Raw genomic sequence first — 20,654 nt, 5'->3', positions numbered from 1 at the left:
ATGGGCATGATGGTCGCCGCCCGTCGGGTCGAGGCCCCGCCGGACGAGGTGCGTTACGCGTTTGGATTCGAGGACAGGCTCGATCGCATCCTCGTCATCGACCCGCAGACCTTGCAGGCGCGAGTCGAGGACGGCGACTTCAATGCCGCCGCCAGCGCGATCAGCGCCAAGATCGTCAACGCCTGGCGCGACCGGGGCGACTTCCCGCAACGCATGCTGTTCGCGAGTTAGCTAGCCCTCGTCGCGCACGCCACACTGCAACCAGACCCGCACACTCTCGGTCACCTCGGTCCTGCCGCCGAGCGCATCCCGAAGCTCGGCGGCGAAGCGCTCTCGCTGCTGGTCGGTAGGCAACCGTTCGGCGGACATGGCGGAGAAGACGCCGCCGACCATGTCGTCGACGGTGAGCGGTGCGTCGTACCGCACCGACGTCTCCTCGTACCGATAGCCGGCACGCACGAGCGCCTCCCGGTTGCGCCGACGCCCGTCCTCGTCGGTCTGGCATCTCGCCGTGACCGGGTGGCCGAGCATCCGCTCCAGGCATCCGCGCAGTGCGCGCGACCACTCGGCGTCCTGCGTCCACAGGGGTTCGCCGTTGGTGACGACGGCGATGCCACCGCCGGGGCGCAGCAACGGCCTGGCCGCCTCGAACAGCGTGTCGCGGTCCATGAAGTGGATGGCGACGGCGACGGTCAGCGCACCGACCGTCCCCCTGCCGAGCAGCCGGGACAACGCGGGCACATCGCCATCGCTGCCGAGCACCCAGGTGGCGTTGCCGATCCCCTGGTCGAGGGCGGTACGCCGGGCGATCGCCAGCATGTCCGGTTCCGGGTCCACGCCGATGACCGCACGCACCCGAGCGGCGAGCGGGAGGCTCAACTGACCGGTGCCGCAGCCGAGGTCGACCACCGTGTCGTCGCCGCCGAGACGGAAGGCTGCCGCGAGCGCGTCGAGCACCTCGGGCGGATAGCCGCGCCGATGCCGTGCGTAGTAGGTCGCCACCTCACCGCCGAAGCCCGTCGCCATGCCGGCAGCCTGCCCGCCGCGGCGGTTCCGAGGCCAGCGGTTCTGCTCAGGGCACGCCCCGAACGCCTCGACCGCCGCGCTCGTCCCCTGCGCGCCGCAACTGCCGTACGGCATCCGCACCGTCGCCTCCGGCGCCGATCGCCTACCGTTCGGGAATGGACACCCCGTCGGCGTCGAGCGGTGAGCCGTCCTGCGCGCGGTCGGTCTCGACCGCGGTCAGTCGCACGATCACGTTGCCGTCGGTGTCAGGGAAACGGCTGAACGTCATCAGGACGAATCCCAACCGCTTGGTTCCCCGTACGGCGTTGTCGAGGGGGGTCATGCCGACGCCCTCGACCAGCCACTGGTAGACCGGCTGCGCGTCCTCGTCCCGCCAGCCCTTCAACCGGGCCTGGTGAACCGCCAGGGTCAGCTTCTCGGCCAGGTACGCGGGGTCGCACACGCTGACGATCGTCAGGTCGAGTTCCTCGAACCGGTGCCCCGCCCCGAACTGCCATCGGACCCGCACCTCGCGGACGCCCGGGGTCAGCGGACGCCCGAGGAACGTCCAGAAGTAGGTGTCCATGACGGGCGCGTGGATCCTGAGCCAGCTCTCCCGGTCCTGCTCCAGCACGATCCAGGGTGCGGGGACGTCGTTGAACTCGTCGGCCCACACGACCTCGGGGATCTCCCAGTCCTCCCACCAGGACCGGACCCGATCCCGGTTGGTCAGGAACTTCGCCCGTAGCTCCTCGTGCCGGCGGCGGCGCCCGAACATGATCGATCACTCCCCAAAGTCCCAGTCGAGGCCCCAGACGCGGACGTTGCCCTGGAAGTCGCCGGTGACGACGGTGCTGAAGGAGCCGTCGGCGCGTACCGTGTTCACCCAGGCGAGGTGACCGTGCAGCGTGCGGATCCGGCGTCCTGTTCGCAGGTCCCAGACATCGACGGTCTGCTCGCCCGGGTCGCCCGCGACGGCGAATGTTCCGTCGGCGGACACCGCCACGTTGTCGATGCCGTAGACGGGGTGGTCGGGATCGCCGACGGCCCTCCCGTCGAACACCAGGTCTCCGGTCGCGGTGTTCCAGACCACGAAGCCCTGCTGACCGGCGATGGCGGCGAGGCGACGGCCGCCGGTGAAGGACAGGGCGGCCGAGGAACTGTGCTTGACCCACTGGAGCTCGTACAGCGGGCGCCGGCCACCGGGTCGCCACGCCCTCAGGCGGGTCATCCCGGCCATCAACAACACACCGGAGGCGAAGCGGATCTCCGTGTGCGCGTCGACGTGCGGGAAGGTCCGCACGGCCTTCCCGGTGTCCATCGACCGGACCTCCACGGTGTTCGTGTCGCCCGTTCGCAGGTGCACGGCGACCAGGCGAGACTCCTCGTCGGCCGTGACACCGGCGATCGTTCCGGGCCCGGTGCGGACCGCCGCGACACAGGCCGCGGCGTCCAGCGACCACACCGTCGCCAGGCCGTACCCGAATCCGACGGTCAGCAGGTCGCCGGAGAGGTCGAGCGTCGTGGTCCCCTCGTCGCTGGGCAGCGCACCGGCGACCCGGAACCGTGGCTGGAACGTCGCCGTGTCGTGGCAGGCGACCGACCCGTCCGAGTAGACGACGACCAGATCGCGGTCGCCCCTGGCGAAGCGCAGCGTGGTGGCGGGGTTCCGTCGCTGGGTCACCGAGCCCGCCTTCTCGAGCGTCTCCAGGTCGAAGACCTCCACCTCGTCGACGTTGGCGGGAAAGGCGAACAGCCTGCCGGAATCACTGACGTCGAAGGTTCCACGGGTGAGCATGACGTCGGACAGCTCCTGCCGCACCCAGACGCCGGCCAGCCCGGTGCGCCGCAGGTTCCGGCCGGCGGCTCGGGAGGCACGGCGCAGACGCGGGTGGCGGTGATAGCCGGGAATGGCCCTGGCCTCGCGGATCGCATCGGCCGCCAGCCGTTGCTCGCCGGACTTGATCAGCGCTTCGACACGGTCCATGACCTGCTCGAACGCGCTCTCCTCGTGAGCGAGGACACCGACCGGGCGGGGTGGCGCGTACGACCACGGGGCGAGGTGTCCGCTGAGCGGCATGGGCAGGCGGGAAAGCGAGGTCTGATCGCGGGGAAAGCCCTCCGACTCGGCGACGACGGCGTACCCGCAGTCGCCGCTGAACGCCGTCGTGTCGCGACGCGTACCCCGCTCGAAGTCCTTGGGGAAGGTGCGGACGCAGCGGCGGTTGGCCAGTTCGAGGACCTGGAGGTCTCCGGTCCCGGGGTCGACCAGGGCCCAGCCCGCACGGCCCGAGACGCCGAGCAGGTCGTAACTCATCAGCCAGGGGATCTCCCACTGTCGCGGCCCGTCCCAGACCCGCATGTCCACCGCCATCAGCGAGCGGAAGCCGCACCTCAGGACGGTGGAGCCGTCCGCTGCCACGGTCACCTTCTGGTCGTCGGGCTCCACCTCGTCGGGAGGTATCTCCAGGCCCCGCATCCGGGTGCGCCGCAGCGGCCACCACTGCTCCACCCGGTGGTCGACGCCCGAGTGGACACGCCCCAGCGAAGCCGAGACGAACACCTCGGCGTCCGGGCCGAGGACCACCCGGGTGACCCTGCCCTCGTGGGGCCGGATGTCGGCAACCGTCTCCCACGTGCCGGTGCGGAGGACGAGGACGCGGCCGTCGGCCGTGCCCACGGCCGCGAAGCCACCCTCGGGGCTGAGCGCCACGGCCGTTCCTCCCTCCCACCGGCCGTCCGGTTCGGCGGCTCCGTCGACGAGGCGCCACATCTCGACCAGGGAATCCCGGTAGCAGACGAGGATCCGGACGCCGGCGTGGTCGATGGCGACGTCGACGGGAGTCCGACCGGAATCGGGGAGTTCAGCGAGGACCCGGCCGCCGAACGCGTCCCAGATCCGCACCCGGCCCGACTCCTCCGCCACCACGACGTGTGTCGCGTCGTGGTCGCAGGCCATCGCCACCACCCTGCCGGACGTGCGCCCGAACACCTCGAGGGTGCCCCTCGGCTCCAGCCGGGCGCAGCGTTCCCGCGCGACCGCGATCTCGGGTGAGCCCGGGTGCTTCCGGTCCGCCTCGGCCAGGTGGCGTGCGGCGAGGACACCGTCGCCGCGTTCCATGTGCACCATCGCGGCCAGGTAGTCCGCCTCCCAGGAGTCGCCGGTGGCGCGCAGTTCCGACAGCAGGGTCTCGTCGGTGACCAGGCCGTCGGCCCACCTGATCAGCCCGTGGTTGTAGACCGCGCGGACGTTGTTCGGGTCGATCGCCTTGGCCCGCTCGAACAGCTCGATCGCCCGGCTCTGCTCACCGAGATCCCACAGCGACAGCGCCTTGTTGGACAGGCCGTCGGCCCGCAGCGACGGCGGAATCTGGTCCGAGTGCGGGTAGGGGCTTCCGGTGCCGTCGGCGTACACGTGCAGGAGCACGGCTTCCGCCTCGGCGGTGTCGCCGATGCGCGACCGGGGGTCGCGGGCGAGGCAGCCCGCCAGCAGGTCGCGCAGCGCCGGCGGGAGATCGTCGCGTAGTTCCGCCAGCGCGTCCGCACCCTCGTGGCCCCACTTCCAGAGCCGGCGCCCGTGCAGCAACTCGATCACGGTCAGCGCCCAGGACCACATGTCGCTGGCCCGGCCGATCCGGCCCTCCGGATCGACCTGTTCCGGCGAGCAGTACTGCGGTGTGAAGCCGCCGAGCGTCGCGTACCCGGTCTCCTCGCCACCCTGCGGGGGCGAGGAGACCGACGCCTTCGCCTTGGCCGTGCCGAAGTCGGTGACCCTCGCCGTCTCGCCGTCGTACATGACGTTCGAGGGCTTGACGTCCTGGTGCACCAGGCCCGCCGCGTGGGCGTGCCCAATGCCGCGCAGCATCTGGATCGCCACGTCGAGAGCATGCGGCAGATCACGGCACCGCCCGTCCCGGACCGCCGCGGTCAGGTCACCGCCCGCGACCCACTCCGCGAAGATCACCGGGTACGCGCCGACGCGCTGCACGTAGTTGCAGCCCACCACGTTCGGATGCGGGTCGAGATCGGTCCAGGCCTGCGCCTCCTGCGCCAGCAGATCGAGGATCCCGGGCGCCGAGGCCAGGTCGGGGCGCGGCGTCTTCACCGCGAGGTCGACGCCCCAGGCGAGGTGATGCGCGCGGTAGACGAACCCCGTGCCGCCCGTTTCGACGACCTCCTCGATGCGGAACGTGTCGAGGACGGTCTCCCCCGGCCGCCACCGGATGACCTGCCCCGCGTCCACGCCGAGGCCCTAGTCGACGAGCGCCACGTAGATCGGGCCGCCCAGGAGCACGCCGTTCGCCCCTGACTTCTCGGCCAGCCGCTTGGCGATGAACTCGACCCGTTGCGCCGGCCCCGGGAGCGCGGCGCCGATCTGCGCCAGTGATTCGTGGAAGCGCTCGTCGTCGAACTCGCCCGGGTCGGCTCGCAGTTCCTGGAGCTTGCGGAACAGGTACGGCGGGACCGATCCGACCGGTTCGGCGTCACCGCCACCGACCACGTGCGACGCCGAGCCACCGAGGACGATGACCTGGTCGTCGAGCGTCCCCGCGAAGACCACGATGCCGGCGGTCGGGAAGACCTGCCAGCGCATCTCCAGGCAGGCCTGGACGTAGGGGCGTTCCTCGTAAGCGGCGCCGATCTGGTCGGCGTCCTGCAGGTGCCGGATCACCTTCTCCAGCTTGTCGAGGTCGTGGCGCTCGGGCAGGACCGCCTTGCGGCTGTAGCGGACGACCTTGAGGTCCACGGCGAGCTCGGTCTCGTGCTGCGCGGAGGAGGCGACCTGTGCCGCCAGGAGTCCGATCTTGAGATGCGACAGGTAGAGGTAGTACTTCAGGCTCAAGATGCACTCCGGTTACGGGGAGACGTCCTAGTCCCACCCTACGTGGCGCACGCTCGCGATGCTGACCCTCGATCGACGATGATCGGTGTCCGCGCGGCCCCTTGCACCAACGCGACCACCTGCTGAACACGTCAGCCGTGGACGCGGCGGGAGCAGGGGCCGTCGTGGTCGGCGCGGAGCAGGCACCGTCGGCCGCCGGGCATGAGCAGGTCGCAGAAGACCCGATGGCGTACGTTCTGGTCGTCCTCGGCCGACACGGTGGTCTCCCCCGGGTCGGCCTGCGGCAGCATTCCGGACCACCGGGCGACGACGCGGGCCAGGCGCTGCGCGGCGGGCAGGTCGGCGGCGGTCACCGGCAGGTGGATGACCCAGCGCCCGGTCACCGGCGCTCGCCGTTCGCCTGCCGCGCCTGCTCGGACTGCCAGCGCCGCAGCGCCACCTTGATCCGCAGGGTCTCCTGGCGATGCCGGGTGATCTCGGCGTGGAGCGAGGCCATGTCGCCGGCGACCCGGCGGAGGTAGGCGTACACCGCATCGGGGTCGAGGCCGCGGCGCCCGAACCGGGCGGGCGGGAAGCGGCGCTCGCGCACCTGCCACGGCAGCAGCGAGGGGTACGCGGTCGTCCCGCTGCCCCGCCCCGGTCGATCGCTACGGTTGCTCATCGGACTGTCCTCCTTGTCGTGGAAGGGGTGGGCTCGCCCGCCCGTCCCGCGCCGGCGGGCCCACCCCGCCCTGACACCGCAGCTCCGTTCAGCGGTACGGCACCAGGGCTGTTCAACGGATCACCGATCGACACGCACAACGGCCGGGCGTAGAGATCGCCGGGCAATCGTGCCGGTAGTCATCCTGTGACAGTGCGCAGTGGATGCGCAACGTTCCACCCGAGACTTTCCACGTTGTGCATTGACTTATTTCGTGGGAACGAGTAGACGTTGCAGAGCAATGTCACTCGTTGTTGCCGGATGGAACCAGGGAGTGCCCGGATGGCGGAAGACATCGGTTCGACCGTGCCGCGCCGACAGCTCGGCCGGCTGCTGCGCCAGTTCCGCAACGAGGCCGGCGTGACCCTCGACGCCGCCGCCGAGGCGCTGGAGTACAGCCGGCAGAAGATCTGGCGCATCGAGTGCGGCCTCGGGTCGGTGCGGGTGCTCGACGTCAAGGCGATGTGCGAGCTGTACGGCGTGTCCGCGGAGATGACCGAGGCGATGCGAGGGCTGGCCGCGGAGACGAAGTCGAAGGGGTGGTGGCACGCGTACGGGGACGCGGTGCCGAGCTGGTTCGAGCTGTACGTCGGCCTGGAGTCCGCCGCCGCGTCACTTCGCCAGTATCAGGAGACCGTCATTCCCGGACTGCTCCAGACTCGTGAGTACATCCAGGCACTGGCGCGCATCGACCAGCCCGCCGGCACCGACGAGGATCGCGAGCACGCGGTGCAGGTGCGGCTACAGCGGCAGAACCTGCTCAGCCGACGGATGCCCGAGCCGCCTCAGTTGGATGCCGTCGTCTCGGAGGCCGTGTTGCGGCGCTCAGTCGGCGGGCAGGCCGTCATGACCGGGCAGCTCAACGGCCTTCTCGAAGCCTCCGAGCGGCCCAACGTATCGGTACGGGTAGTGCCGCTCGCCGCCGGCCCACACCTCGGCGCCGTCGCCGGTTCGTTCGTCATCCTGGACTTCCCTGCGACGAAGGGCGGCCGGGCAGCACCCGAACCCTCGGTCGTCTACAGCGAATCCCTCACCGGAGCGTTGTACCTGGACAAGCCTGCGGAGCTGCGGGCCTACGAGGAGGCGTTTGCGAGCGCCACTCGGCTGGCGCAGAGTGAGGCAGAATCAAGAGACACGATCAAGGGGATCATTGGGGAGCTTCGCCATGACTGACCTGACCGGCGCCGTCTGGCGCAAGAGCACCCGTAGCGGCGGCAACGGCGGCGAGTGCGTGGAGGTAGCCACCAACCTTCCCGGCATCGTCGCCGTACGCGACTCGAAGGATCCAGACGGATCCGCTCTCACCTTCGCACGGCAGGCATGGTCCGCCTTTCTCACCGGTCCGGGGCAGCCCTCGGGCGTCGGCCGGCATCGCCACTGACGGGGACGTCCGGCCCGTCGGCTCGGCCTTCTCGGCGCCTCGGTCTTCACCCTTCCGTCGGCTCGCCGAGCTCGGTCTTGCAGCTGAGCGCTCTTCGATGGCATTCGTCGACTAGATCCTGCTGGTTACCGCACCCGTCGAGGTCCCGGGCGAGCTGCTCGAAGAGGCGCTTCGCCCGCCGGAAGTCACCGGCCAGCATGACGAGGTTGGCGAGATCGAGCCGCAACGGAACGATCTCGCTACCGGCCAGGTCGGCAGCCGGGGTGAACCTGAGTGTCCGCTCCAGGAGTTCGGCCGCCTGAGCAAACCGTTCGTGCTCGGCAAGTTCCTCGACCTGCGTCCGCACCTCCGCCAGCGACTGACCTGGTCTCGATGCAGGCGTGGAATCCGTAGCGGTGACCGGAGCGAACGGGCCGGCGCCGGCTCTCGCGTCCTCGCCGCTGGCGAAGGGCGCGAGCAGTTGCGCAACCTCGGCAGCCGAGGCGGGCCGGTCCGAGGGGTCCTTCGCCAGCAGGCAGAACAAGAGATGAGCCAGGTCGTCAGGAACGTCCGACCGATACTCGACGATGATCGGGACGGGCGAGCGCATGTGCCGGTGCAGCATCTCCAGCGAGTTCCCGGCCTCGAAGGGGGGCCGTCCGGTGAGCATCTCGAACAGAACGCACCCGAGGGCGTAGAGGTCGGCGGCAGGTCCGACGACGGCACCCGACGCCTGTTCCGGGGCGATGTAGGCGGGAGTGCCGAGCGTGTGGCCGGTGGCGGTCAGGCGCGACTGCTCGGCCGGCCCGATCAACGCGGCGACACCGAAGTCCAGGACCTTGACGGCGCCCGGGGGCGTGACCATGACGTTCTGCGGCTTCAGATCGCGATGTACCAGGGAGGCGGCGTGTGCGGCGGCCAGCACGGAGCAGACCTGCGCGGCGATCGACGCCGACGCCGCCACCGAGAGTCGCTCCTGCTCCGCGATGAGATCGGCCAGTTGGCAGCCCTGGACGAGCTGCATGACGATGTACAGGTCATCGCCATGCACACCGAGGTCATGGATGACCGGCACGCCAGGATGATCGAGGCGAGCGGTCACTCGTGCCTCACGGCGGAACCGCTTGATCGCAACCTCGCGTTCGACCTCGGGCACCTCCTGTATCCGGAGGAACTTGACCGCCACCGGTCGGTCGAGGCGTTCGTCGTAACCAGCCCACACCTGGCCCATCCCGCCACGACCGATCGGATACGTCAGCTCGTACCGATCGCTGACGCGATCCCGCGCCTGCACCTACGTCTCCCTCTGTCAGAGGCCATCCCGGATTGGAACGGACCGCCTCTCATGGCACCTGTCGTTGCACCAGTCGGGCGGTCAGGAACGGGCTGGGCGTGCCGTGCCAGAACACTGCCAGCTCGTCGCGGGGCCGGGTGGCGGCGACGAAGAGCAGGGACCGGTCCCGCTGGCGCTCACGCTGGTAGCGCTTCGGGTCGCTGTCCCGGTAGCGGTTGGTCAGCTGGCGGGGAATGAGCCCGTCGCTGACCCCTCCGATGATGATGCGCTGATATTCGAGGCCCTTGAACCGATGCATCGTACCGACGTGAACGCCGTCGGGCTGCGTCGGGCCGTCGGGCCCGATCTCGATGGCCGGCAACCCGTCGGCCTTCAGCCGATTGATCACCTCCGCCGCGAGATCCCTGGTCGGCACGCAGACCGCCACGGACCCGTCGGTCGGATTTCCCCACGCGTGCAGTTGCTGGGTGATCAGGTCCCGCTCCTGCGCCCACGTCTGGGCTCCCCGGAACACCGGCCGCGCTCCCCTCAGTAGTGAGCGATACCCGGCGAGGTCTTCCTCGCCGCCGTCGAGGTCGTCGTACACCTCGCCGGTCATCATCTGCAGGGCGTCCGCGAGGATCTGCCGGGTGGTGCGGTAGCTGAGGGTCAAACGCGAGGATCGGCCGCGGATGTTGACACCCAGACTGCTCAACGTGACGTGGTTGTCGTAGATGCGCTGGTGGGTGTCGCCGGTGAGGAACATGTCGTCCGGGCCGGGGGCGACCATGGCACGCAGCATCTTCCAGTGCGCCGCGCTGAGGTCCTGCGCCTCGTCCACCACCACGTGGCGGTAGCGGGGGCGATGGAAGGCGCCGGAGGTCTCCCCGGTGGCGGACGCACGGTCCATCTCGAGGCGGGCCGCCCGCTGGGCCACCTGCCGCCAGGTCCACACCCCACGGATTTCAAGCCAGTTGGTGAAGCGTTCGGAGAGCTGCCAGATCTGGTCCCGTTCGACGCGGGTCAGGCTGCGGCCGCGGTTCGGGCGGCGTGCCTTGAAGTACTCGTTGCGCGAGTTGAGCACCTGGCCGAGGATCACCTGGGTCCACTCGGCGGCGAGGAACTCCGCGTCCCAGCCTGACTCGTCGGTCTCGAGGAGGAACTCGCTCCACAGGTCGGGTACACGGTTGTCGTCGACGACGCGACGGCTGCCGCCGGCTTTCGCCTCGGTCACCACCCGGCTGGCCAGCCGGTCGATGTTGACGATGTCGACGCGGGCTACCAATTCCTGGCCGCCGAGTGCGAGCAGCCGGGTGCGCAGGTCGGCGGCGAGGTTGCGGTTGAAAGTGGTGAGCAGGATCGGCTTGTCGGAGCCGGGCGGAAGCTGCCGGGCCAGGTGCGCCACCCGGTGCAGGGCCACGATGGTCTTGCCGGTGCCGGGGCCGCCGCCCACCCGCGCGGGGCCGTTGTACTTCTTCTCCACCAGCTTACGCTGGGTGGGGTGGAGGAAGATCTGCCACCGTTCGAATGCTTCGCCGATGATCGCTTGCAGTGCCTCGTCGTCCGAGGTGACCTGGGTCGCCGGGCGTTGCACCGCGGCTTGGAAGTCCTCCGGGTCGACCAGCTCGCCGGCCCGTACCGGTTCGGTGACCTGTTGCAGTACCTGGGTGTACGGGGTTCCGTCGTACAGGGCGAAGAGCACGTCCGTGGTGAGCTGCGGCGCCCGGTCGAGCAGTTCCAGCAGTTCCGCCTCGGTGGTGAGCTCGCGGATCTGAGGCAACAGCGGCTCGGCGACGCCAAGCTCCAGCAGTTGCGCGTCGGTGTACGCGTCGAAGATCGGCTTCTGTGCAGGCTCCGGCTCGACCTCGGGCGGTACGACCCGACCGACGATGCTGTCGCCGACCGGCGTGAGGTCGACGACCTCAATGCCGCCGGTGACCCGGTTGATCCGGTACGCGTAGCGCGACAAGTCGTCGTACACCTCACTGCGGTGCTTGACCGACACGAGCAGATAGTCGCGGTCGGCGATGTGCAGCAGCAGCGCGCGGTAGTCCTTCTTGACCCGGGCGGACCACAGCCGGGAGTCGCCGCCCAGCGGCTTCAGGTGCAGCCCCGGGTTTTCCGGGTTGTGCCGGAACTTGTGCATGAACTCGTAAACAGCCCCGATGTCGGCGCGGTTGAGCTTCATGACCTCCTTGTCGGCCCGGTCCAGCATCCGCAGGGTTGTTGCTCCGGTGCTCATCGACGTTCTCCCCCGCTCGTCGCCCTGATCTCCGCCGCCAACTCGTCAACTGACCACTGCCGAGCGGTACGGGCGTGCCAGCCCGCCTCCGCGTACGCCCGGTCGCGGTCCTCCGTCTCCGGATCGTCGGAGGGACCGGTGAGCACGATGGCGATCCGCCGGTCCGGCCAGGCCAGCTCGGCCTGCCAGCCCTGGTCACCCAGCTCGTAGCCGACGATCGGTGCGGGTAGACCCTGCCGGGCCAACTGCTGGACGAGATGGTCCAGAGTGTCTTCGGCCGGATCCAGGTAACGCAGGACGTCCCGCCACGGCGACTCCTTGTCGAGCGTCTCGGGCTCGGCGGCCACCGGCTGCGCCACGACGCCGAGCCACGTCGCCGTCTCCTCGTCGAGCGGCAGTGCGCGTTGAGTCAGCACGAGCCCGGTGCCCTCGGTGACCGCCATCGAGGCCGGCTCGAAGGCGTCAAGACCAGACACGGCGAGCTGACCTGCATCACCACCGCCGTTGCCGAGGAACTGGATGACGTTGCCCCAGGCCAGCCACGCCGCCCAGCGTTCCTGGTGGCCCGCATCGGCCACGGCAGCCGGCAGGTCGTCCAGGACGGCCAGCGCCGACCATGTCGGCAGAGGCTTGCTTCGCCCGTCGACCACCATGGCCACCGGGCAGTCGGCGTGGTCCCGAGCGCGAGCAATCATGATCTTTCCTGCAGTCGGCCTGGGCAAGGGCTCTCCGCGCAGTGCAGCCAACAGCCGCTCTGCCACACCGCTGGAGTCGGTGGCGGTATTGTCCCGAGCCTGCTTGAGCATGCCGGCCAAGGTCGCTTCCGCACGACGCTGCCAACGGGTGAGGTCGGGATTCGCGAGGAATCGCATCAGCTGCTCGATCGGGTTGACCCAGATGGTCTCCTCGAGTTCGTCAGGGTCGGCGCCGGGGAGGAACTGCCGATACCTCTCCCGGGCAGCCTGCTTACTGACCCCGCCATACGGGGTCCACTGCCCCAGCCCGTCCGCGCTACCCCAGGTCTTGACGTCGTCCCAGGTCGCGGCGAATACCAGATAACCGTGCGCCCGCAACCGGGCCCGCTTCTCCGCGTCGTCCGCGAGCCGGTTGTACTGTGACGAGGCGTGGTACTTGAATCCGTCGAGGTAGACAGCCACCTCGGGCGACGGGGCGTCGAGGCGCTTGAAGTGGACGTCGGGACGAGTGCCTCTGACGGTGTTCTGCAGCTTCATCTGCCAGTGGGTGACGCTTTGACCGTTGTCCCGGATGAACCGCAGGTCGGCGATGCGGGCACCGTCGTGGTCGGTCCGCCGGTCGATTCTCAGGCCCGAGCCGGGTGTCTCGCCAAGCGCCAGCAGTTTGGTGAGGAAACGCAACTCCAACTCGCTCTCCACCTGGTGGATCAGCGAGATCTCGTCCGTACGAGTGCCCTCCTCGACGTTCCAGTTGTCGAGGAGCTTGTCCAGCATGCCCAACGCCTCGTCGCGGCTCATGAGGGCGAAGTGCTCGTTACGCGCGTACCGCAGGAGGCAGCGGTGACACACCGCCCTACCTTCGTGCCGGCAGACGCAGTCGGCGATTCGCTGCCGCGCCAGTTCCAGGATGGCACGGAACTCCTCCGGCTTGGCGAGGCGGTGCAGATAGCCGGTGCCCTGCGGCTGAGTGTCGAAGACGACCACGAAGTTGCGCGTCCCGTCACTCTGCCCGTCCGGCATGGTCGCCGACACGGCCTGCAGGTGCGCGGGGTCGCCGCCGTACTGCGCGGCGATACCGAGGCGGACGGCGGCGGCGAAGGACGCGACGCGCTCCTGTATCACGGCGGTCGCGGCGGGGATCAGGATGCGCAGCGCCTCGGTTTCCAGTTCGTGGGCCAGGATCAGGTCGACATGGGCGTCCGGGGCAGCCGGCGAGCGCCGGTAGGGACACCACGGCCGGTGGTGCTCGGCTCCCTTGACGACGGCCGACCCGGAGGTTTCCGCGGCGAGTTGTTGACTCACGGCAGGGGTGCCGTCGACCGTGGTGCCCCCGCAGGAGGTGCAGGTATGGAACCGGTTGATCCGCACCTCCTCGCCAGCGAAGAGTTCAGCCGCCCGGTCGTAGCGCTGGGCACCCAGGTTGAAGTGACGGATCATCGCGTGCCGGCTGTAGTCGACACCGAAGGTGTCATGGGCGTGCCGCCAGGACGAATCGACTTTGGCCGGGTCGACGTCGACGGCGACGGTGGTGGCGTAGAAACGCCGGTCCCGGTCGTCGCTGTCGTCGCGGATGCGGGCGTCGTCGCGCTTGTCGCGGCTGAGCACCCGGGTCGGTTGGAGGACCTGGAACAGCCGGCCGTGATCGGCGATGCCCGCGTCCAGACAACGCGGGCAGGCGCTGGTGTCCTCCTTCGCCAGGTGGGTGCGGACGTAGCCGCACTGGGCACAGATCCGCCACTGCTCGTATGCCGGACGGTCCACCGGGCCGACGTCGAGCCCCGAGATCTCATGCTTGTAGCCGCGTACGTAGTAGCTGTTGCCGGGGGCGATCTCGACGAGCGCCTGACGGGCAGGGCGCGCGTACTCGCGGAGTTCGCTGTGGAACCGCCGGCCACCGTCGACCTTGTCCTCCCAGGTCAGGGTGGCTTCCAGGTCGGTCCGGTTGTCGATGAGCGCGTAGTTCGGCAGCAGACCGAACTCGACTAGCGTGCCGTGGGCGGCAGCCCCGCTGACCTCCCGCAGCCGGCGGCGGACCGCACCTTCCTCCGCCTTCAGCATCTTGATCTCGCGGGCATGGTCCGGGTCGCTGGGCACCAGCGTGCCCCGGGCGGTGGCGAGTTCCTGCATTCGACGGCGCAGGTCGGCCAGCCGGGACTCCCAGACCTCATCGGCTTCCTTGACCCGGTGGACGATGCCGTCCACCGCGAACTCACGCAGTTGATCGGCGGCGGCCCGCAGGACCTTGTCGCCGAAGAGGGTCAGGAACTCCTCCACCAGCCGGCCACCGTCGCGACGACCAGCCTCGGCGAGGCCGGTCAACCAACCGGTCGGACCGAACAGCACGTGTGCCCGCCGTGGCATCGGCAACACTCCGGCCAGGCGCCCGCGGGCGGCCAGGTCGATCAGGTGGGCGAGGTACTGGCGGCGCAGGATCTCCACGGCGGAAAGGAAGCAGCCGGGCGGAACTATCTGGCCGGCGATCATGTCGCGCGGATCGGTGAGGTAGTAGCGGTCGCGCTCGGTTCGCCCGACCAGGGTCAGCACCAGCGCGTTGCCGCTCTTGCGGCCGGCGCGGCCCGCCCGCTGAACGTAGTTGGCCGGGCCGTGCGGGAGCGACGCCAGGACCACCGCCGACAGGGCGCCGATGTCGATGCCCATCTCCAGGGTGGGCGTACAGGAGAGCACGTTCGGGTCGGTGTAGCGCTCGCCGTCGCGGAACTGCTTCTCCACCGTCTCCCGCTGGGCGCGGGTGAGCATGCCGGTGTGTTCGCCGGTGACCACCCGGAACACCGGGCTGTCCAGGTAGAGCCGCCGGTAGTAGTCGTCGGCAGCGGTGTCGTCGTGGACGGCCTGCAGTCGGCCTCGGCAGCGGTACTGGCGGCACGGCTGGCCGATCCAGTCGGCAACCCGGTCGGGATGCTCCGTCTGCTGCCAGTGGCAGGTGTCGCAGCCGACCCCGGCCGCCGCAGCGGACGCGTCGTCGAGCCGGGTCACCCGTAGGTGGCCGGGCATCAGCCCGTACACCGTGTTGCCGTCCTCGGTGTCGCCAGCGGCGACCACGTCGGCGGCGGCAAGGGCCGGCAGCAGCCGGGTGAGGAAACCGGCCGCTTCGCCGTGGTCGAGGCCGAGGCAGCGCGACGTCCAGTCCTGGTACCAGTTGCCGCGCGCGGTGACCACGTCGAACTCCGAGCGGGACTTCGGCGTCGCGAGCAGGAACGCGGGCGCGGACAGCCCCTTCGGGAACGCGGGCATGCCGGCGGGGCGACCGCCCCAGACCTGCCACCGGGTGCCACCGCGCTTCAGGTACGGCACCAGCCACTCGTGGTAGACGGCACCGCGGGTGCGCAGCCGTTCCAGCAGGCCGCGGAGGAAGGCAAGGTAGCGGGCGTCGTCCGGCGGCGTTCCGTCGAGGTGGCCGGGCCCGGTCAGATGGACGTCTCGGCAGATCGCGGCAGCCCCGGCGGGGTCGTCGAGGCCTACCTCGACGGCGACACTGCGGGTCAACTCCAGGGTGCGGCCCTGGCGGGAACGCAGACCGGTCTCCATCACGGTGGCGAAGACGAGCCGCTCGCTGATCAGCTCCCAGGTTTCCCGGCTGCCGTTGTGCTCACCGGCGAGCAGGCTGTCGACACCGGGCTGGTCGTGCAGGTCCGGCGGCACGACGGTGGAGAGGATCTCCGGCTGCGCCGCCGCCTCGATCATCCTGGCGAAAAGGTCGTCGAGCCCGATCGACTCCCCCGACGTCAGTCGGCTGGCGAGCAGGGAGCGCAGCGAGAACGAGTAGGACCGGTTGGCGACGAAACCGGCGCGGTGTGCGGCGTCCTGGACCGAGTCGTTGAAGAGCAGCGTCTTCTTCTCGGCCTCGTCGAGCTCCCCACCGGTGAAGAGCTGCGTGATCGCCACCGAGGCGAGGGTCGCCAGGCCGGCGCCGAGGAAGCGGATGCCGTGGTCCAACTCGCAGGACGGGCAGCGGTCCTTCTCGGCACCGTCGATGTCGAGAACGTCGCCGAGCACGACAATCGCGTCGTCGGTGGGCCTGCGGTCGCGCTGCTCGTCGAAGGGGCGCACCCGACGGCCGTACTCCAGAACCAGCAGGCCACGGGAGCGCTGGCGTACCTCGTCCTCGGTCGCAGCGATCAACGCGCGGACCCGGCGCTTGTCCCGACCGACGCTGGCTCGGTAGATCTTGTCGGGGTCGGTCTCCAACTCCTGCGGGTCCTTCTCCGGCGACAACGCCATCCAGCCGGAGCGGCCGCAGTGCCGGCAGTAGATGGCCGGCAACCGTGGGTAGCGGTTGTCGGCCACGACCACGTCGGCGGCAGCGGCGTACGGGTCCAGTTCCCGCGGCGCTTCGCCGTACCAGCCGAATGCGGCCTGGTGGGACGTGCCGCGCAGCAGGCGGGAGACCGCGCGTACCCACAGGTGGGTTTCGATGTTGAGCAGCGGGCGGCCGGGAGCTTCTGGGTTCTGCGCGACGGAAAGCAGGCCGACGAACCGGGCGAGAGCCTTCGCCGTGATCTCGTGTGGAGTCTTCATCACGCTGCCCCAGCCGGTGGCGTTCTTACGGGGGAGCACGTCGATGATCTCGCTAAGGGTGCACGGCCTGGCCTGGAGCGAGTCGAGCACCGCCTTCGTCAACGGATGTTGACGCAGCAGATCACCGAGGCGCGTCGGGGCGTCGAGACAACGCTCGCCGACGACCAACTCGGCGACCTCGGCCATCATCGCATCGGGGTCGCGGTCGTCGACGGCCGCGAGCTGCTCCGGGGTAGGCAGCGGCAGGCTGAAGTCCTGGCGGGCGATGAACTCCCCGGCCTCGTACCGGTCCTCCCCCACCAGCGATGCGGGGTCGAAGGGGATGCCGAAGACCTGCTCGGCGACCTCACGGATCGCGGTACGACCGTCCCGGCCACCGCCCTCACCGAGCGTGGCGGAGGTTGCCACCGGGCAGATCGGCCCGAGGGGCCGTTCCGGCTCGTCGAGGTCGAGCGCGGCGGCGAGCCGGCGCAGCAGCATCGCCACATCGGTGCCCTGCGCGCCGTCGTAGGTGTGGAATTCGTCCAGCACCACGTATGCCGGCTCAGCGCCCTCCCAGAGCGGCAGGTCGTCGGCGCGCTGGAGCAGCAGGTCCAGCATCTTGTAGTTGGTGATCAGGATGTCCGGAGGGGTACGGCGCATCTCCGACCGCTTGGTGAACACGTGCGGGTACTCGATTGCCGCGACGTCGCCGATGTAGAGACCGGCGGTCACCTGGCTGAGCGCAGGGTCGGACAGCAGCTCGTTGATGCGCTGCGTCTGGTCGGTCGCGAGGGCGTTCATCGGGTAGAGCAGGATCGCCTTGACTCCGGCTCTGCCCTGCTGCTTCTGCCGCCGGCAGTGGTCCAGCACCGGGATCAGGAACGACTCCGTCTTGCCCGAGCCGGTGCCGGTGGTGATCAGCGTCGGCTCGGCCGCCTTGCCCTTCGTCGACAGCCGGGCGAACGCGTTCGCCTGGTGCAGGTAGGGGGTGAAGTCCGCCGGCGCCCAGTCCAGGCCCGCGCGCCAGTTCCCCGCCGCCGGGCGGAAGGGGGTGCGGATCCGCAGGTAAGGGCCACGGAAGATGCCCTGTTCCGGGTGCGAGAGGAAACCCTCCAGACCTTGGCGTACGCCGTCCTCGGTCAGGCCGAAGGTGGTGGTCAGGTACTGGGTGAGGGTCCGACGCAGCGTATCGGCGGCGATCGTCGGTCTCATGAGCGGATCACCGCCGCATGCTACTTCACCCCCTGACCGGCTCTGAGCTGCCCGACAGCCCGGAGCGCGCATGAGTCAGATTCGCGACACCGCACGGTGTCGATCATCGCCTACGCTGCGACGGCCCCAGACGAACTACCCGGTGTGGTCCGCTTGATCACAATCCGGATCAAATGAGGTGACAGCGCCGGATGGTTGCAGCGGAAGAGACCACCCTGCAGGGCCTACTCGAAGGCACGAAGCAGTACCAGGTGCCTCTCTACCAGCGCACGTACTCCTGGCAGGACCTTCACCTGGAACGCCTGTGGGAGGACATCGTTCGGCTCGCCGAGGATCGGGCCGAGAACTCGAAGACGACGCACTTCATCGGCTCGCTGGTGTTGGCACCCAGCCCCGACAACGGTCCCGCTGGCGTCGGGGAGTTTCTCGTGGTGGACGGCCAGCAGCGTTTGACGACCCTTTCCATCCTGCTCTGCGCGATCCGCGATCACCGGGTAGCCAGCGAAGGCACCGAGCACCATGACCGCCTCACCGACCAATATCTGATCAACAAGTGGGCGCCAACCCGGCGGCTGAAGCTCGTTCCCACCCAGGCCGACCTCGACGCATACCTGGCGTGTGTGGACTCCTCCGCGCAGGCCGGCGCAGGAGCGGTCGGCGCGGCGTACCAGTTCTTCCGCGACCGGCTCGAGGAGCCGAAGGCGGCGCCTGTGCAGCGCGTGGAAGAAGCAGTGATCTTCGGGTTGGCGTTGGTCTCGGTCGTCGCTCACGCGAGCGACAACGTGTACCGAATCTTCGAGTCGCTGAACAACACGGGCCTCAAGCTCACCCAGGCCGACCTGCTGCGCAATTATCTGTTCATGCGTCTTCCCGACCGCAGCAAGAAGGTCTACGACGCGCACTGGCTACCGTTGCAGAACCGGCTCAGCTCGACCGAGATGGAGACCTTGTTCTGGCTCGACCTGGTTCATCGCGACCCACGCATCACACAGGGTGACACGTACGCCCGGCAGCAGGCGCGTCTCGACCGGCTGGGCACGGAGGACGAGATGGAGGCGGAGGTTCGCCGGTTCGCCCGCCTCGGCGCCCTTCTCGAAATCATCCTGCATCCCGAGAAGGAGAAGGACCTAGAGGTACGGCTGCGCCTGGAGCGGTTGCACGCCTGGGGCACCACCACCGTCTACCCGGTCCTGCTGCACCTGTTGGACAGGCGCGACCTGGGCACCGCGACCAGTGTGCAGATCGCATCCGCGATGCGTTATGTGGAGAGTTTCCTCGTTCGGCGGCTGCTGATCGGCCGAGCCACCGCAAACATCAACCGAAACCTACTGTCCATCGTCACCGAGATGGACAAGGACCGGCCGGTCGACGAGGCCGTACACGCATACCTGTCGGCCGGCCGCAAGTACTACGCAACGGATGCCGACGTTCGCCATGCGGTGCGGTCGCTGCCGTTCTACACCAATGGGCGGGCATCTCAGCGGACGCTGGTGCTGCGCTGGCTGGAGGAGTCGTATGGCAGCAAGGAGCCGATCTCGCTGACGAAGTTGACCATCGAACATGTGCTACCCCAGAGCACAAGTCCGGAGTGGCAGCGCATGCTTGCCGCGGACCTTGAACCGCACGAGAACGTCACCGAAGTGCACGACGCCCTCAAGCACACGCTCGGCAACCTCACCTTGACCGGATACAACGTCGAGTTGGGCAACAGCCCCTTCGCGGTCAAGCGGGTCCAGCTCGCCAAGAGCGGCCTATGTCTCACTCGGGACATCGTCGCCTGTGAACGCTGGGGGCGACCGCAGATTCACGCGCGCGCCGACGCCCTCGCCGAGCGCATCATCAACTACTGGCCCGGTCCTACCGATCAGGCGGTGGATCAGTCCGAGGTGCGCTGGGACCTCATGGAAAAGGCGCTCACTGCGCTACCTGTCGGCTCCTGGACCACGTACGGCGACCTCGCCGCCCTGATCGGCACCGCACCTCAGCCGGTCGGCAACCGGCTTCGTGCCGTCCCGGTACCCAACGCTCATCGTGTGTTGCAGGTTGAGGGAACGATGGCTCCTGGTTTCCGGTGGCCGGACGGACGCATGGAGAACCCGGTCGCGGTTCTGAAGGCTGAAGGAGTCTCGTTCGACCAGCACGGCCGGGCCGACCAGGCCCAACGTATCGACCTTGACGAGTTGGCACAGTTGACCGGGCTGGCACCGGACGAGATGCCCCGGCGGCTGCCCCGCCCTCGTCCTGGCGAGGGCCAATCACGCGCCGACCGATTCGCTGAGCAGCTCGCGGTGTTGCAGCAGAGCAAGGGCGTTGCCGAGGCCACGCTGACGCTGCTTGACCGATGGATCGAACTGGGTGGGACTCTTCTGTACGGTGGCGGAGCGGAGACGTCCTGCTTCCTTATGGCCCGCGAGCGCGGCCACCGTGACGGTGACATCTGGCCGTTGACCCTCTACCCAAGCGGAAAGGTAGAGGTTGTGTTCCAGCACCTGGCTAACCGCTTCCCGTTCGATGACATCACGCTCCGTGAGCAGTTCCGGCAACGGCTGAACCGAGTTCCCGGCGTCAACATCGCTGCCGCGAAGCTCACGCTGCGCCCCGGCTTCCCGCTAACCGTCCTTGCCGACGAAAGGGCCGCTGCAAGTCTGGTGGAGCACCTTCATTGGTTCTACGAGCAGGCCCACATGTCCGAGGAGGCGGGCGAGACCCTCACGACGTAGCGGTGGGCCGGCCCACCGGGCGTCCTCGTCGAGATCGGTGGTCGTACGGGCTTCCGACTCGCACACCAGTACGGCGTCCACCGTCT

General features: G+C 69.1%; 13 protein-coding genes. 4 read left to right on the top strand and 9 right to left on the bottom strand.

The window, feature by feature from the left end; genetic code table 11:
- Positions 1 to 231 carry a hypothetical protein gene (locus O7546_RS13815; protein ID WP_128136630.1) on the top strand — a complete coding sequence of 77 codons (231 nt, stop codon included), beginning with the start codon at positions 1 to 3 and terminating at the stop codon, positions 229 to 231.
- Here the strand turns inward: O7546_RS13815 and O7546_RS13810 are convergent, their stop codons facing one another.
- The 6 genes from O7546_RS13810 to O7546_RS13785 all read right to left on the bottom strand — a co-directional run bounded on the left by O7546_RS13810 (position 232) and on the right by O7546_RS13785 (position 6,509).
- Positions 232 to 1,026 carry a class I SAM-dependent methyltransferase gene (locus tag O7546_RS13810; protein ID WP_281601038.1) on the bottom strand — a complete coding sequence of 265 codons (795 nt, stop codon included), beginning with the start codon at positions 1,024 to 1,026 and terminating at the stop codon, positions 232 to 234. It lies immediately after the preceding gene.
- Positions 1,027 to 1,168: 142 nt separating this feature from the next.
- Positions 1,169 to 1,783: a hypothetical protein gene (locus O7546_RS13805; protein ID WP_128136632.1), complete on the bottom strand. Its 615-nt coding sequence runs from the start codon at positions 1,781 to 1,783 to the stop codon at positions 1,169 to 1,171.
- Positions 1,784 to 1,789: 6 nt separating this feature from the next.
- On the bottom strand, positions 1,790 to 5,248 hold the full coding sequence (locus O7546_RS13800) for a protein kinase (RefSeq protein WP_281601037.1): 3,459 nt from the start codon (positions 5,246 to 5,248) through the stop codon (positions 1,790 to 1,792).
- 9 nt (positions 5,249 to 5,257) lie between these two features.
- Positions 5,258 to 5,848: an SAVMC3_10250 family protein gene (locus tag O7546_RS13795; RefSeq protein WP_281601036.1), complete on the bottom strand. Its 591-nt coding sequence runs from the start codon at positions 5,846 to 5,848 to the stop codon at positions 5,258 to 5,260.
- Positions 5,849 to 5,979: 131 nt separating this feature from the next.
- Positions 5,980 to 6,231 carry a hypothetical protein gene (locus O7546_RS13790; protein WP_281601035.1) on the bottom strand — a complete coding sequence of 84 codons (252 nt, stop codon included), beginning with the start codon at positions 6,229 to 6,231 and terminating at the stop codon, positions 5,980 to 5,982.
- Entirely contained in the window at positions 6,228 to 6,509 is a 282-nt protein-coding gene (locus O7546_RS13785; RefSeq protein ID WP_281601034.1) for a DivIVA domain-containing protein, read from the bottom strand. Before O7546_RS13785 ends, O7546_RS13790 begins: the two co-directional genes overlap by 4 nt.
- 321 nt (positions 6,510 to 6,830) lie before the next feature.
- Between O7546_RS13785 and O7546_RS13780 the strand changes: the two genes are divergently transcribed.
- Both O7546_RS13780 and O7546_RS13775 read left to right on the top strand, forming a co-directional pair.
- A complete protein-coding gene (locus tag O7546_RS13780; protein WP_281601033.1) occupies positions 6,831 to 7,721 on the top strand; it encodes a helix-turn-helix transcriptional regulator in 891 nt (296 codons plus the stop codon).
- Positions 7,714 to 7,929 carry a DUF397 domain-containing protein gene (locus O7546_RS13775; protein ID WP_281601032.1) on the top strand — a complete coding sequence of 72 codons (216 nt, stop codon included), beginning with the start codon at positions 7,714 to 7,716 and terminating at the stop codon, positions 7,927 to 7,929. Before O7546_RS13780 ends, O7546_RS13775 begins: the two co-directional genes overlap by 8 nt.
- 46 nt (positions 7,930 to 7,975) lie before the next feature.
- Here the strand turns inward: O7546_RS13775 and O7546_RS13770 are convergent, their stop codons facing one another.
- Genes O7546_RS13770 through O7546_RS13760 form a run of 3 tightly spaced genes read right to left on the bottom strand, consistent with a single transcriptional unit; the run spans position 7,976 to position 17,848 of the window.
- Positions 7,976 to 9,202, bottom strand: coding sequence for a serine/threonine-protein kinase (locus tag O7546_RS13770; RefSeq protein WP_281601031.1), 1,227 nt, complete (start codon positions 9,200 to 9,202; stop codon positions 7,976 to 7,978).
- Between the two features lie 49 nt (positions 9,203 to 9,251).
- A complete protein-coding gene (locus O7546_RS13765) occupies positions 9,252 to 11,423 on the bottom strand; it encodes a UvrD-helicase domain-containing protein (protein WP_281601030.1) in 2,172 nt (723 codons plus the stop codon).
- Entirely contained in the window at positions 11,420 to 17,848 is a 6,429-nt protein-coding gene (locus O7546_RS13760; RefSeq protein ID WP_281601029.1) for a DEAD/DEAH box helicase, read from the bottom strand. The genes O7546_RS13765 and O7546_RS13760 overlap by 4 nt, the downstream gene beginning before the upstream one ends.
- Before the next feature lie 191 nt (positions 17,849 to 18,039).
- Here O7546_RS13760 and O7546_RS13755 point away from each other — a divergent pair, with 191 nt between their 5' ends.
- Positions 18,040 to 20,568, top strand: a complete 2,529-nt coding sequence (locus tag O7546_RS13755) for a DUF262 domain-containing protein (protein WP_281601028.1) — start codon at positions 18,040 to 18,042, stop codon at positions 20,566 to 20,568.
- The last annotated feature ends 86 nt before the right edge of the window (positions 20,569 to 20,654 follow it).

This window comes from Micromonospora sp. WMMA1976 (assembly GCF_027497335.1).
Lineage (GTDB): Bacteria > Actinomycetota > Actinomycetes > Mycobacteriales > Micromonosporaceae > Micromonospora > Micromonospora aurantiaca.
Note: the sequence above shows the minus strand (reverse complement) of the source record. Positions and strands in the feature narration are given on the sequence as shown.